This window comes from Pseudomonas sp. MWU13-2862, assembly GCF_023242495.1.
Lineage (GTDB): Bacteria > Pseudomonadota > Gammaproteobacteria > Pseudomonadales > Pseudomonadaceae > Aquipseudomonas > Aquipseudomonas gingeri_D.
This window is the reverse complement of record NZ_JALMEZ010000003.1, coordinates 55,836-69,880: the sequence shown is the minus strand read 5'-3', so window position 1 is coordinate 69,880 and position 14,045 is coordinate 55,836. Positions and strand designations below refer to the sequence as shown.

At 63.9% G+C, this 14,045-nt stretch carries 13 protein-coding genes; 7 read left to right on the top strand and 6 right to left on the bottom strand.

The features are described from left to right. Nucleotides 1-29 precede the first annotated feature (29 nt). From pepP to gcvH, 7 genes are all read left to right on the top strand, one after another. A complete protein-coding gene (gene pepP, locus M5C56_RS06145) occupies nt 30-1,364 on the top strand; it encodes a Xaa-Pro aminopeptidase (protein WP_103496098.1) in 1,335 nt (444 codons plus the stop codon). Continuing rightward, a complete protein-coding gene (gene ubiH, locus M5C56_RS06140) occupies nt 1,361-2,548 on the top strand; it encodes a 2-octaprenyl-6-methoxyphenyl hydroxylase (RefSeq protein WP_103496099.1) in 1,188 nt (395 codons plus the stop codon). The genes pepP and ubiH overlap by 4 nt, the downstream gene beginning before the upstream one ends. 157 nt (nt 2,549-2,705) lie before the next feature. Continuing rightward, nucleotides 2,706-3,923: a 2-octaprenyl-3-methyl-6-methoxy-1,4-benzoquinol hydroxylase gene (locus M5C56_RS06135; RefSeq protein WP_247263088.1), complete on the top strand. Its 1,218-nt coding sequence runs from the start codon at nt 2,706-2,708 to the stop codon at nt 3,921-3,923. Nucleotides 3,924-4,031: 108 nt separating this feature from the next. Then, on the top strand, nt 4,032-5,033 hold the full coding sequence (locus M5C56_RS06130; RefSeq protein WP_103496101.1) for an extracellular solute-binding protein: 1,002 nt from the start codon (nt 4,032-4,034) through the stop codon (nt 5,031-5,033). A 1-nt stretch (nt 5,034) separates the two neighbouring features. Continuing rightward, nucleotides 5,035-6,651 (top strand): iron ABC transporter permease, encoded by a 1,617-nt coding sequence (locus tag M5C56_RS06125; RefSeq protein ID WP_103496102.1) that lies wholly within the window; start codon nt 5,035-5,037, stop codon nt 6,649-6,651. Nucleotides 6,652-6,806: 155 nt separating this feature from the next. After that, the gene (gene gcvT, locus M5C56_RS06120; protein ID WP_103496103.1) at nt 6,807-7,889 is read left to right on the top strand and encodes a glycine cleavage system aminomethyltransferase GcvT; all 1,083 of its coding nucleotides are present in this window, start codon (nt 6,807-6,809) and stop codon (nt 7,887-7,889) included. Nucleotides 7,890-7,948: 59 nt separating this feature from the next. Next, nucleotides 7,949-8,332 (top strand): glycine cleavage system protein GcvH, encoded by a 384-nt coding sequence (gene gcvH, locus M5C56_RS06115; RefSeq protein WP_103496104.1) that lies wholly within the window; start codon nt 7,949-7,951, stop codon nt 8,330-8,332. 78 nt (nt 8,333-8,410) lie between these two features. Here gcvH and M5C56_RS06110 read toward each other — a convergent pair whose 3' ends face one another. From M5C56_RS06110 to M5C56_RS06085, 6 genes are all read right to left on the bottom strand, one after another. Further along, nucleotides 8,411-9,550, bottom strand: a complete 1,140-nt coding sequence (locus M5C56_RS06110) for a DegT/DnrJ/EryC1/StrS aminotransferase family protein (protein ID WP_103496105.1) — start codon at nt 9,548-9,550, stop codon at nt 8,411-8,413. A 238-nt stretch (nt 9,551-9,788) separates the two neighbouring features. Next, nucleotides 9,789-10,109 (bottom strand): DUF2388 domain-containing protein, encoded by a 321-nt coding sequence (locus M5C56_RS06105; RefSeq protein WP_103496106.1) that lies wholly within the window; start codon nt 10,107-10,109, stop codon nt 9,789-9,791. A gap of 67 nt (nt 10,110-10,176) precedes the next feature. Further along, the gene (locus tag M5C56_RS06100) at nt 10,177-10,626 is read right to left on the bottom strand and encodes an NfeD family protein (protein ID WP_103496107.1); all 450 of its coding nucleotides are present in this window, start codon (nt 10,624-10,626) and stop codon (nt 10,177-10,179) included. 10 nt (nt 10,627-10,636) lie between these two features. Beyond that, nucleotides 10,637-11,557, bottom strand: coding sequence for an SPFH domain-containing protein (locus tag M5C56_RS06095; RefSeq protein ID WP_103496108.1), 921 nt, complete (start codon nt 11,555-11,557; stop codon nt 10,637-10,639). Nucleotides 11,558-11,669: 112 nt separating this feature from the next. Next, nucleotides 11,670-13,451, bottom strand: coding sequence for a GspE/PulE family protein (locus tag M5C56_RS06090; RefSeq protein ID WP_247263066.1), 1,782 nt, complete (start codon nt 13,449-13,451; stop codon nt 11,670-11,672). A 143-nt stretch (nt 13,452-13,594) separates the two neighbouring features. After that, complete coding sequence (locus M5C56_RS06085; protein ID WP_103495528.1) at nt 13,595-13,933, bottom strand: hypothetical protein; 339 nt, start codon at nt 13,931-13,933, stop codon at nt 13,595-13,597. Between the last annotated feature and the right edge of the window lie 112 nt (nt 13,934-14,045).

The window sequence follows — 14,045 nt, the reverse complement described above, 5'->3', positions numbered from 1 at the left end:
AGCCTTCAGACAGGGAGCTCCATCTGCCCATGATCCATATCCCGAAAGCGGAATACGCCCGGCGCCGCAAGGCCCTGATGGCGCGGATGGAACCCAACAGCATCGCGATCCTGCCGGCCGCCGCCGTGGCGATCCGCAATCGTGATGTCGAACATGTCTATCGCCAGGACAGCGATTTCCAGTACCTGAGCGGCTTTCCCGAGCCCCAGGCGGTGATCGTGCTGATCCCCGGCCGGCCCCACGGCGAGTACCTGCTGTTCTGCCGCGAGCGTAATGTCGAGCGCGAGCTCTGGGACGGCCTGCGCGCCGGCCAGGAGGGCGCGATCCGCGACTTCGGTGCCGACGACGCGTTCCCGATCAACGATATCGACGACATTCTCCCGGGCCTGATCGAAGGGCGCGACCGGGTCTATTCGGCCATGGGCAGCAACCCGGAGTTCGACCGGCACCTGATGGAGTGGATCAACGTGATCCGTTCCAAGGCCCACCTTGGTGCGCAACCGCCGAACGAATTCGTTGCCCTGGATCATCTGCTGCACGACATGCGCCTGTATAAATCGGCGGCGGAAGTGAAAGTGATGCGCGAGGCCGCGGCGATTTCCTGCCGTGCCCATGTGCGGGCGATGCAAGCCAGCCGCGCCGGATTGCATGAATTCAGCCTGGAGGCGGAGCTGGACTACGAGTTCCGCAGGGGCGGGGCGAAGATGCCGGCCTACGGTTCCATTGTCGCGACCGGGCGCAACAGCTGCATCCTGCACTATCAGCAGAATGACGCAGTGCTCAAGGACGGCGACCTGGTGTTGATCGACGCCGGTTGCGAGATCGATTGCTACGCCAGCGATATCACCCGTACCTGGCCGGTCAACGGGCGATTTTCGCCGGAGCAGAAGGCGATCTACGAACTGGTGCTGGCGTCCCAGGAAGCGGCTTTTGCCGAGATCGCGCCGAACAAGCATTGGAACCAGGCCCACGAGGCGACGGTGCAGGTGATTACCGCCGGGCTGGTGGAACTGGGGTTGCTGCAGGGCGATGTCGACGAGTTGATCGCCAGCGAAGCCTACAAGGCTTTCTACATGCACCGTGCCGGGCATTGGCTGGGGATGGATGTGCATGATGTCGGCGACTACAAGGTCGGCGATCAATGGCGCGTGCTGGAGGTCGGCATGGCGCTGACCGTGGAGCCGGGGATCTATATTTCCCCGGACAACCAGAACGTGGCGAAGAAATGGCGAGGCATTGGCGTGCGCATTGAGGACGATGTAGTGGTGACCAGACAAGGCTGTGAGATTCTCACCGGCGGCGTGCCCAAGACCGTGGCCGAGATCGAGGCGCTGATGGCGGCTGCCCGGATCCAGGCGGCATGAGTCGGGTCAATCTGGCGATCATCGGCGGTGGCCTGGTCGGTGCCAGCCTGGCGTTGGCCTTGCAGGCCGGGGCCAAGGCCCGGGGCTGGAAGATTACCCTGATCGAACCGTTCGCCCCCGGCGACAGTTATCAACCCAGCTACGACGCGCGTTCTTCGGCGCTGTCCTTCGGCGCCCGGCAGATCTATCAGCGCCTGGGTGTGTGGCAGTCGATCAGCCCGCGCGCCGAGCCGATCAAGCAGATTCATGTGTCCGACCGCGGGCGTTTCTCCACTGCGCGGCTGTCCGCCATGGAGGAGGGCGTGCCGGCCCTGGGGTATGTGGTGGAAAACGCCTGGCTGGGGCAATGCCTGTGGCAGGCCCTGGACCAGGACGTGATCAGTTGGCGCTGTCCGGCCGAGGTCACCCACCTGCAACCGCTGGAAGATGGCTATCGCCTGACCCTGGGGGATGAAACCCAGCTGGACTGCGACCTGGCGATCCTGGCCGACGGTGGCCGTTCCGGGTTGCGCGAGCAGTTGGGGATCGGCGTGCGCAAGCGGCCTTATCACCAGAGTGCGCTGATCGCCAATATCACCCCCAGCGAAGCCCATAACGGCATGGCCTTCGAGCGCTTTACCGACGAGGGGCCGATGGCCCTGCTACCGTTGCCGGAGAATCGTTGTGCGCTGGTCTGGACCCGTCTCGGGATGGATGCCCAGCGTCTGGCCGACCTGGACGAGCGCAGTTTCCTCGCCGAGTTGCAGGGGGTGTTCGGCTATCGCCTGGGCACCTTGCGCCAGGTCGGCGCGCGGCACCTGTACCCGCTGAGCCTGGTGGAAGCCGAAGAACAGGTGCGTGCGCATCTGGTGGTGCTGGGCAACGCCGCCCATAGCTTGCATCCGATTGCCGGGCAGGGCTTCAACCTGTCCCTGCGCGATGCCCAGGCTCTGGCCGAGGCCTTGCTGGCGAGCACGGCACCCTTGGGCGACCTGAGCACCTTGCAGGCCTATCAGGAGCGCCAGCGCCTGGATCAACAGCTCACCGTGGGCTTCTCCGATCAGGTCACCCGCCTGTTCGGCAATGCCCAGCCGCTGGTGGCCCTGGGGCGCAATATCGGCCTGTTGGGCCTGGACCTGCTGCCGCCGGCCAAACGCTGGTTCGCCCGGCAGGCGATGGGCCTGGGTACCCGTTCCGATGTCTAGGACGTTGCCGGGCCTGGAATGCGCCCGTATCCACACCTCGAACCCTGTAGGAGCGGGGCTTGCCCGCGAAGCTTTAGGCGGCCTCAAGGCCCTCTTCGCGGGCAAGCCCTGCTCCTACAAGGTCCGCATAACCTTCACTAAGGCTTAAAGCATGGAAATGCGCGCAGATGTGCTGATTGTCGGGGCCGGAATGGTCGGAAGTGCCCTGGCCCTGGCGTTGAAAGACAGCGGGCTGGAGATTCTCCTGCTCGACGGCAGCCCCCTGAGCGTCAAGCCGTTCGACCCGCAGGCGGCCTTCGAGCCGCGGGTCAGTGCGCTGTCCGCCGCCAGCCAGCGGATTCTCGAACGCCTCGGCGTGTGGGACGGGATCAGCGCCCGGCGGGCCAGCCCGTACCGCGACATGCAGGTCTGGGACGGCAGCGGCACCGGGCAGATTCACTTCTCGGCGGCCAGCGTGCATGCCGAGGTGCTCGGGCATATCGTCGAGAACCGGGTGGTCCAGGATGCCTTGCTCGAACGCCTGCATGACTGCGACATGGGCCTGCTGGCCAATGCACGCCTGGAGCAGATGCGCCGCTCCGGCGACGACTGGCTGCTGACCCTGGCCGATGGTCGCAAGCTGCGCGCACCCCTGGTGATCGCCGCCGACGGGGCCAATTCGGCGGTGCGCCGCCTGGCCGGCTGTGCCACCCGCGAGTGGGACTACTTGCATCATGCGATCGTGACCAGCGTGCGCAGCTCGCAACCGCACCAGATGACCGCCTGGCAGCGTTTTACCGATGACGGTCCGCTGGCATTTTTGCCCCTGGAGCGTGATGGGCAGCAGGACTGGTGCTCGATCGTCTGGTCGACCACGCCGGAGCAGGCGCAGCGCCTGATGCTGCTGGAAGAGGAGGCCTTCTGCCGGGAGCTGGAGCGGGCCTTCGAAGGTCGGCTGGGGACCGTGCTGTCGGCGGACTCACGGCTCTGTGTGCCGCTGCGTCAACGCCACGCCAAACGTTATGTGGCCGAAGGGCTGGCGCTGATCGGCGATGCCGCGCACACCATTCACCCGCTGGCTGGCCAGGGTGTGAACCTGGGCTTTCTTGATGCGGCGGTGCTGGCTGAAGAACTGCTGCATGCGTGCGAACGTGGCGAGCGGCTGGCGGATGTGCGGGTGCTCAGCCGTTTCGAGCGGCGGCGCATGCCCCACAACCTGGGGTTGATGGCAGCGATGGAAGGTTTCGAGCGGCTGTTCCAGGCGGACTCGCTGGCACTGCGCTGGCTGCGTAACACCGGGTTGAAAAGCGTCGAGCAGATGCCCGAGGCCAAGGCGCTGTTCGTGCGCCAGGCGCTGGGGCTGACGGGCGACCTGCCGGAGCTGGCCAGGGCCTGACGGGCCTCGTGCAACATCTGGTAACTCCTCCGTCCCCGGTTAGGTTTGAGAAGCGAAATGTGAGTCACTATCATTTCGCGCTCATTTCGAAATCGAGAGACCGCTCCCATGTTGGCACCGAAGCGTCTACTGACTGCCCTGGCCCTTTCCCTCATGGCCGGCACTGCCCACGCCGCCGACGAAGTGGTGGTCTACTCCTCGCGCATCGACGAACTGATCAAGCCGGTCTTTGACGCCTACACCGCCAAGACCGGGGTCAAGATCAAGTTCATCACTGACAAGGAAGCGCCGCTGATGCAGCGGATCAAGGCCGAAGGCGAAAACGCCAGCGCCGACCTGCTGCTCACCGTCGATGCCGGCAACCTCTGGCAGGCGGAAAAGATGGGTATCCTGCAGCCCTTCACGTCCAAGGTGATCGACGCCAATATTCCGCTGCAATACCGTTCGTCCGCCCATGCGTGGACCGGCCTGAGCCTGCGTGCGCGGACCCTGGCGTATTCCACCGAACGGGTCAAGCCGGCCGACCTGAGCACCTACGAAGCCCTCGCCGACAAGCAGTGGGAAGGCCGCCTGTGCCTGCGCACGGCGAAGAAGGTCTACAACCAGTCGCTGACCGCCACGCTGATCGAGGTGCATGGCGACGAGAAGACCGAGCAGATTCTCAAGGGCTGGGTCGGCAACCTGTCCACCGATGTGTTTTCCGATGACATCGCCGTGCTGGAGGCGATCAATGCCGGGCAGTGCGACGTCGGGATTGTCAACACCTACTACTACGGTCGCCTGCACAAGCAGAACCCGAACCTGGCGGTCAAACTGTTCTGGCCGAACCAGGGCGACCGTGGTGTGCACGTGAATCTCTCGGGCATCGGCCTGACCCGGCACGCGCCCCATCCGGAAGCGGCCAAGGCCCTGGTGGAGTGGATGACCACCCCCGAGGCGCAGCGCATCTTTGCCGACGTGAACCAGGAGTTTCCGGCCAACCCGGCGGTGCCGCCGTCGGCGGAAGTGGCGAGCTGGGGCAAGTTCGTGCCGGATACCTTGCCCGTCGAGATTGCCGGCAAGCGCCAGGCCGAGGCGATCCGCCTGATGGATCGCGCCGGCTGGAACTGACTTGGCCCATCCCGCTCAACGCCGCTGGTACCTTCCGGTATTTGCTGTCGCCGCCCTGGTACTGCTGCCGCTGAGCGTGCTGCTGTTGTCCTGGCAGTCGATCGACCTGCAGATCTGGTCCCACCTCTGGGATACCCAGCTGCCGCGTCTGCTGGGCAACACCCTGACCTTGGTGCTGGGCGTCGGCCTCGGCGTCACCCTGCTAGGGGTGAGCCTGGCCTGGCTCACCAGCCTCTGCGAATTCCCTGGCCGGCGCTGGCTGGACTGGGCGCTGATGCTGCCGTTCGCCATCCCGGCCTATGTGCTGGCGTTTGTCTTTGTCGGCCTGCTGGATTTCTCCGGCCCGGTGCAGAGTCTGTTGCGCGAATGGCTCGGCAGCGGCCTGCGATTACCCCGGGTGCGCTCCACCGGCGGGGTGATCCTGGTCCTGGTGCTGGTTTTCTACCCCTACGTCTACCTGCTCGCGCGCACCGCCTTCATGGCCCAGGGCAACGGCCTGATGGAAGCCGCCCGGGTGCTCGGGCAATCGCCCTGGCAGGCGTTCTGGCGGGTGGCGTTGCCCATGGCGCGTCCGGCCATCGGTGCCGGCGTGGCCCTGGCACTGATGGAAACCCTGGCGGATTTCGGTGCCGTCGCGGTGTTCAACTTCGACACCTTCACCACCGCCATCTACAAGACCTGGTACGGCTTCTTCAGCCTCTCCAGCGCCGCGCAGCTGGCCAGTCTGCTACTGCTGGCGGTGATGCTGGTGCTCTACGGCGAACGTCGCGCCCGTGGCGCCGTACGCAGCGGCAATGAACGCCCGCGGGCCCAGCCGCTCTATCATCTGCACGGGTTCAAGGCACTGGCGGCCAGCGCCTGGTGCCTGCTGGTATTTGCCTGCGCCTTTGTCATCCCGCTGCTGCAACTGCTGGTCTGGTTCTGGCAGCGCGGTCGCTTCGATCTAGACGAGCGCTACACCGGCTTGATCCTGCACACTTTGTACCTGGGCATCATGGCAGCGCTGATCACCGTCAGCGTGGCCCTGCTGCTGGCCTTTGCCCGGCGCCAGGCGCCGACCCGGGTGATCCGCTCCGGGGTCAGCCTGGCCAACCTCGGCTACGCGCTGCCGGGCTCGGTGCTGGCGGTCTCGATCATGCTCGCCTTCAGCTATCTGGACCGGGTGCTGGTGATCCCGCTGTCGGGCTGGCTGGGCGGGGCGGGCAAGCCGTTGCTGCTGGGCAGCCTGTCGGCCCTGCTGCTGGCCTACCTGGTGCGGTTTATCGCCGTGGCCCATGGTCCCTTGGAAAACAGCCTGGCGCGTATCCGACCGTCCTTGCCCGAAGCGGCGCGTAGCCTTGGGGTCAGTGGGCCAGTACTTTTTTGCAAAGTGTATCTGCCGTTATTGTTGCCCGGTGCCTTGAGCGCGGCGCTGCTGGTGTTCGTCGATGTGCTCAAGGAAATGCCCGCGACCCTGCTGATGCGCCCGTTTGGCTGGGACATGCTGGCGGTGCGGATCTTCGAAATGACCAGCGAAGGGGAGTGGGCGCGGGCCTCGCTGCCGGCCTTGACCCTGGTGCTGGTCGGCCTGTTGCCGGTGATCGGTTTGATTCGCCGCTCGGCGCATCGAATCGGCTAGGTGTCATGGCTCCCCCTTGCGGCTACAATGCGCGGCATTCGGTGCGGTCCGTCTGACAGACCGGGTACGAAACAGGACTCAAGGCCCCATCCATAAAGGGCTCAAGCCGGTTTCCTGCCTGTCCGCGCCTTCGCCACGCCCGGAAGGAGAAACCCATGGGACAGCGTACGCCTCTCTATGACCTGCACCTCGCCCTCGGCGCGAAGATGGTCGATTTTGGCGGTTGGGATATGCCACTGCATTACGGCTCGCAGGTCGAGGAGCACCATCAGGTGCGACGTGACTGCGGTGTGTTCGATGTCTCGCACATGACCGTGATCGATATCACCGGCAGCCAGGCCAAGGCTTGGCTGCGCCATCTGCTGGCGAACGATGTCGAGCGTCTCGACGGCCTCGGTCGCGCCTTGTACAGCGCGATGCTCAATGAGCACGGTGGGGTGGTCGACGACATGATCGTCTATCGCACCGAGAGCGGTTACCGCCTGGTGGTCAATGCCGCGACCCGTGATCAGGACATGGCCTGGATGCAGGCCCGGCTCGGCGGCTATGACGTGCAACTGCACGAGCGCCCGGAGCTGGCGATGCTGGCGATCCAGGGGCCACAGGCCCGGCACAAGATCGCCGAACTGGTGAGCCAGTCCCGCGGCCAACTGATCCAGCAACTCAAGCCCTTCGAAGGCCGCAGTGACGGCGACTGGTTTATTGCCCGCACCGGCTACACCGGGGAAGACGGTCTGGAGATCATCCTGCCGGCCGACCAGGCCCCCGGCTTTTTCAACGATCTGGTGGGCGCGGGTATCTCGCCCATCGGTCTGGGCGCCCGGGATACCTTGCGCCTGGAAGCCGGCATGAACCTGTACGGCCAGGATATTCACCAGGACGTTTCGCCGCTGGCGGCCAATATGGCCTGGACCATTGCCTGGGAACCGGCTGATCGCGACTTTATCGGGCGTGGCGCCCTGGAGGCGGAAAAAACCGCCGGCGCCAAGCTCAAGCTGGTCGGCCTGGTGCTGGAAGAGCGCGGCGTTCTGCGGGCTCACCAGGTGGTTCGGATCGCCGAGATTGGCGAAGGAGAGATCACCAGTGGTAGTTTCTCTCCTACGCTAAGCAAGTCGATTGCGCTGGCGCGTGTTCCCGCCGCCACGGCTGATCGCGCTGAAGTTGAAATTCGCGGCAAATGGTACCCGGTTCGCGTGGTAAGGCCGACGTTCGTGCGTCATGGTAAAACCCTGATCTGAATTTTCCGGCGGGCCCTCAATCGCTCCGCCACTGATACTTAAATGTGAGGACACTGAATATGAGCGATATCCCTGCTGATCTGCGTTTTGCCGAAAGCCACGAGTGGGCCCGCCTGGAAGCTGACGGTAGCGTCACCGTCGGCATCAGCGACCATGCTCAGGAAGCCTTGGGGGATGTGGTGTTCGTGGAACTGACTGAAGTCGGTACCGTGTTCGCCGCCGGCGAGGCTGCCGGTGTGGTCGAGTCGGTGAAGGCGGCTTCGGATATCTATTCGCCAGTGTCGGGCGAAGTGATTGCGGTCAACGAAGCGTTGTCCGGCGAGCCTGAGCTGCTGAACTCCGATCCGCACGGCGCGTGGATCTTCAAGCTCAAGCCGAGCAATGTGGCGGAGCTGGAGAAGTTGCTGGATGCGGCGGGTTACAAGAAGGCTATCGGCGAGTAATTCGTCAGGTTGACCGCGTTATCGTTCATCGCGAGCAAGCTTGCTCCTACAAGAGCAGGCGTGCTCGCGATCACGGTGTTACGGCTTCAGGACTGCCTTGACCGCCGCCACCGAACGCTCGACATCGGCCTTGGTCATGGCGTTGAACATCGGCAACGACACGATCAGGCGCCCGACGCGCTCTGCGATCGGGAACATGCCTTCCTTGAAGCCGCGTTCGCGGTACAGGCTCAGCAGGTGGATCGCCGGGTAGTGATAACCGATGCCGATGCCGCGCTGCTTCATCTCTTCCATGAAGGTCGCCCGCGCCGGCTGGCCGTCCTGACGCTCCGGCAGTACCAGCTGGAACATGTGCCAGTTGCTGTTGGTGAAATCCTTCACCGGTAGCTGGGCACCGTATTTCTCTTCGAAATCACTGCCAAAGCACTCGAAATAGTACTCGGCCAGCCCGCGGCGGTGCGGGGTGATGGCATCGATATGGGCAAACTGGCCCAGGCCGATGGCGGCGGCGACGTCGGTCATGTTGAATTTGCCGCCCAGCACGTCCACGTCCAGGCCGTCATGGCCGGTACGGGTCACGCCCTGCAGGCGGTACTTCTCGGCCAGACGGGCCTCTTCGGCGTTGTTCAACACCAGGCAGCCGCCTTCGGACGAAGTGATGTTCTTGTTCGCCTGGAAGCTGAACGACACCAGGTCACCCAGGGCGCCGATCTTCTGGCCGTTCCATTCCGAACCCAGGGCCTGGGCCGCGTCTTCGACGATGCGCAGGTTGTGTTTCTTGGCGATGGCGTACAGGCGATCCATGTCCACCGGCAGGCCGGACAGGTAAACCGGGATGATCGCCTTGGTACGCGGGGTGATGGCGGCCTCGACCTTGTCCAGGTCGATATTGCGGGTCACCGGGTCGATATCGGCGAACACCGGGGTCGCGCCGACTTCGATGATCACGTTGGCGGTGGCGACCCAGGAGATCGGCGTGGTGATCACTTCGTCGCCCGCGCCGATACCGGCGATGCGCAAGGCGATTTCCATGGTGCAGGTGCCGGAGTTGAAGGTGCGCACCGGACGCCCGCCGAAATATTCCGACAGTTGCGCTTCAAAGGCCGCGACCTTCGGACCGCTGGTGATCCAGCCGGAACGCAGGACATCGCCCACGGCGGCAATGGTCGCTTCGTCGATGGTCGGTTTGGAAAAAGGCAGGAAAGGAAGTTCGCTCATGGGGTCGTGACGTCCGATGTGAAGGCCGACAGTGCTCTACCGGCAGTGAAGAGTAGACAGCAAGGCTGCAATGCTGGCGATGATACTGTTTTAAGGTGAAAATTCGGTGCTTTTTTTGCTGTCCGGACGCTGAACGAGCACGTCGGGCCGGTGCCTGGGTGTCGATCGGCGGTTTCTGCCGGGCAACGCAAAACGCCGCGGGTGAGCGGCGTTCTGGTTTGTGGGTGAAGTGTTTGAATCAGTCTTCGGCGACGGTGTTCTTCGCCAGGATGGCGTTGGCCAGTTGCATGTCGGTGACCTTCAGGTCCGGGTTTTCGGCCCGCAGTTTCTGCATGGCGGCTTCCAGGTAAGGGCCACGGATGCCGCCATTGCTGGCGACGAAGCTGCTGGCATCGTCCTGGGCGGCGGCCACCAGCTTGTGGTCCTTCCTGAAGGTCAGGTAGGTGGAGCCGGTGGTGGCGCCAGAGGAAAGGACGTTGCGCCAGAACTCGTCGGCCATCGCTGCGCCGACGGGAAGGGTAAACAAGGCCAATGCGACAACTGCTGTTTTGAGACGCATGAGAGTGACTCCGGTGTGGGTATCTGAAAGGTTTGATTACCGTTGCCTCACCGGAGTTCCATCGCCTTCACTCAATCCTTTCCACCTGCAGGGTACTGCCGTCCTGGCCGACCACCCGGACTCGGGTACCCACTTCGCTATCCGGCCCGGTGGCCATCCAGACACTGTCGCCGACCTTGATCTTGCCGCGCCCGGCGACAATGGCGACATGCACCATGAACGTCTTGCCGAGCAGATCATGACCGCGCTCATTGAGCCCTGGCTGGTCGCTGGGCCGGGCATTGCTGCGCTGGCGCTTCCACCAGAGCCATGCGGTCAGAATCGACAGCACGCCGAACAGCACGAACTGCAAGGCCCAGTGCAGGCCGGGAATCAGGTAGGTCAGGACGCCCACGGCCGCGGCGGCAGTCCCCACCCAGAGCAGGTAACCGCCGGCGCCGAATATCTCGAAAATCAGCAACAGCGTGCCGAGGGCCAGCCAGTCCCAGAACGACAGGTGTTGCAGGAATTCCCACATGGGTGTTGCCTCAAGGTTTCTTGCTGTCGAAGGTGGCCTTGACGATCTCGCCGATGCCGCCTACCGCGCCGATCACCTGGCTGGCCTCCAGCGGCATCAGGATCACCTTGCTGTTATTGGCCGAGGCCAGCTTGCCCAGGGCGTCGATGTATTTCTGCGCGACAAAGTAGTTCACCGCCTGCACGTTGCCCTTGGCGATGGCCTCGGAGACCACCTGGGTCGCCCGGGCTTCGGCTTCGGCCTGGCGTTCACGGGCTTCGGATTGCAGGAAGGCCGACTGCCGGGCGCCCTCGGCTTCGAGGATCTGCGCCTGCTTCTTGCCTTCGGCGGTGAGAATCGCCGAGGCGCGCAGGCCTTCGGCCTCGAGGATTTGCGCGCGTTTGACCCGCTCGGCCTTCATCTGCCCGGACATGGCCGCCATCAGGTCGGCGGGCGGGCTGATGTCCTTGATCTCGATGCGGGTCACCTTGATGCCCCACGGCGCGGTCGCTTCGTCGACGGTGCGCAGCAGGCGTTCGTTGATGGCGTCGCGCTGGCCGAGCATGGCGTCCAGTTCCATGGAGCCGAGCACGGTGCGGATATTGGTCTGCAACAGGTTGCGGATGGCGTGCTCGAGGTTGTTTACCTCGTAGGCCGCCTGGGCGGCGTTGACCACCTGGAAGAAGCACACGGCGTCGATCTGGACCGTGGCGTTGTCGGCGGTGATGACTTCCTGGGGCGGGATGTCGAGCACGCTTTCCATCACGTTGATCTTGCGCCCGATGCGGTCCATGACCGGGATGATGATATTGAGGCCCGGCTTGAGGGTGTTGGTGTAGCGCCCGAAGCGCTCCACCGTCCATTGATAACCCTGGGGCACGACCTTGAAGCCCATGAACACCAGGGCAATGGCCAGGCCGACGAAGAGCAGGAGTACGCTACCGATTTGCATGACGATTCCCTGTTGCAAGTGTTGATCGAGAAGGCTGTTACCTTGAGTGTAACGGGGCTTGCCGGGATAAAAAGTGTTTACTCGGCAATGGACGCATGTCGTGACACTTTCATCAGCGCTGCTCGCTCTGCGGCGTGACCCGCAACACCTCCTCGACGGTGGTCAGCCCCGCCGCGACCTTTTGCGCGCCGGACAGGCGCAGGCTGCGCATGCCGTCCTTGAACGCCTGGCGACGCAGGGCCAGGAGGTCGGTATCGGCGTGGATATGCGCTTTCAGGCCGTCGTTCAGGACCAGGATCTCGTAGACCCCGGCGCGCCCGTGATAACCGGTGTCGCGACATTCCAGGCAACCGACGGCGCGCTGGGCACCGCTGGGCATTGGCGCCTGCCAGGGTCGGGTCAGGCTTTGCCAGTCGTCTTCTTCCAACTGGGTCGGCGCCTTGCAGTGCGGGCACAGGGTACGCACCAGGCGCTGGGCCATGACCCCGAGCACGGTGGCCTTGATCAGGTAATGCGGCACCCCCAGTTCCAGCAGGCGGCTGATGGCGCTCGGCGCGTCGTTGGTGTGCAGGGTCGAGAGCACCAGGTGGCCGGTGAGCGCGGCCTGGATCGCCATTTCGGCGGTTTCCAGGTCGCGGATCTCGCCGATCATGATGATGTCCGGGTCCTGGCGCATCAGCGCGCGCACACCACTGGCGAAGGTCAGGTCGATATTGTGCTGGACCTGCATCTGGTTGAAGGCCGGCTCGATCATCTCGATCGGGTCCTCGATGGTGCAGAGGTTGACCTCCGAGGTCGCCAGTTTCTTCAGGGTGGTGTACAGCGTGGTGGTCTTGCCCGAGCCGGTGGGGCCGGTGACCAGGATGATGCCGTTGGGCTGGCGGGTCATGTCCTGCCAGCGGCGCAGGTCGTCGGCGCCGAAGCCCAGTTGGTCGAAATCCTTGAGCAGCACCTCCGGGTCGAAGATACGCATCACCATCTTTTCGCCAAAGGCGGTGGGCAGGGTCGACAGGCGCAATTCGACTTCGCCGCCGTCCGGGGTCTTGGTCTTGACCCGTCCGTCCTGGGGTTTGCGCTTTTCCGCGACGTTCATCCGGCCCAGGCTTTTCAGGCGGCTGACGATCGCCATGGTCACCTGGGGCGGGAACTGGTAGACGTTGTGCAGCACGCCGTCGATGCGAAAGCGCACCGTGCCCTGTTCGCGACGCGGCTCGATATGGATATCGCTGGCCCGTTGCTGGAAAGCGTACTGGAACAGCCAGTCGACGATATTGACGATATGGGCGTCGTTGGCGTCCGGCTCCTGGTCGCTGGCGCCGAGGTTGAGCAACTGCTCGAAGTTACTCGGATTATGGTTTTTCTGGTCGACCAGGCTGGCCCCGCTGACCGACTTGGCCAGGCGGAAAAACTCCACGGTGAAGCGCTGGATATCCACCGGGTTGGCCACCACCCGGCGAATCGGCAGCTTCAACACATGGCTGAGGTCGGCTTCCCAGGCCCGCACATGGGGCTGGGCGCTGGCGATGGTCACGCCGTCGCGGTCGACCGACACCGCGAGGATCTTGTGCCGCTGGGCAAAGGCGTAGGACATCAATGAAGTCACCGCCGCCACGTTGATCTTCAGCGGGTCGATGCGCAGATACGCCTGGCCGGCATGGCGGGCCAGCCAGAGGGTGAGGTTTTCCAGGTCCAGGGGTTTGCCGGGACGACTCAGGTCGGCCAGTTGCTGGCTGGCGATGAACTCCAGCGGATGCTGCTGGGTATCGCGCGCGGTACGCCGGGTGGCCAAGGCCTGTTCGGCCGCCTCCTGGCTGATAAAACCCTGGGTCACCAGTTCGCGCAACAGCTCGTTGAGATCCAGCCAGCGGTCCTGGGGAAGGGGGGCGACGGGCATGCGGGCTCCTATTCGGTCGGTCCTGCAACCAGCGATTCAGACGTAGTCCCTGTCTGATCGTCAATTGCCAAGAATAGACGCGAGGCTGCCTGACGTTGGCGTCGATACCAAGACAAAGATTGCGATTCTTTTCAAAAAAGCCGTCAGCCCGCGGCCTGTGCGCTGTGCAGCTGTGCGCCTTGGGTCGGTTGCAGGGCCACGGAACAGACGCTGATCAGGTTGCGCATTTTTTCACCGATGACCTGGGCGCGGTGCCAGCTCAGGCCGTCCAGCACGATATCGATCGCCAGCAGTCCGTCGCCCTGTTGCGCCTGCACTTGTCGCGGGGTCAGGAACTGCAGGGCAAACAGGTTCAGCAGGCGGCAGAGCAGGTCCGGTTCGGCTTCGGCGAGGACCTGGTAGCGCACCTGGCAGTGGGCATTGCCCGCCGCCCAGACATCGGCACGGGTGGGGGCGTCATGGAGGGCTTTGGGAGAAGGCATGGTGGATTTCCTGGGGCGGCGACGGGATAGGCTGGGGGAATTTTTACACGCCGAGCCGGGTATTTCTTATCTATGATGGGCTGATAAGCTCTGATCAAGAGATGATCTATTC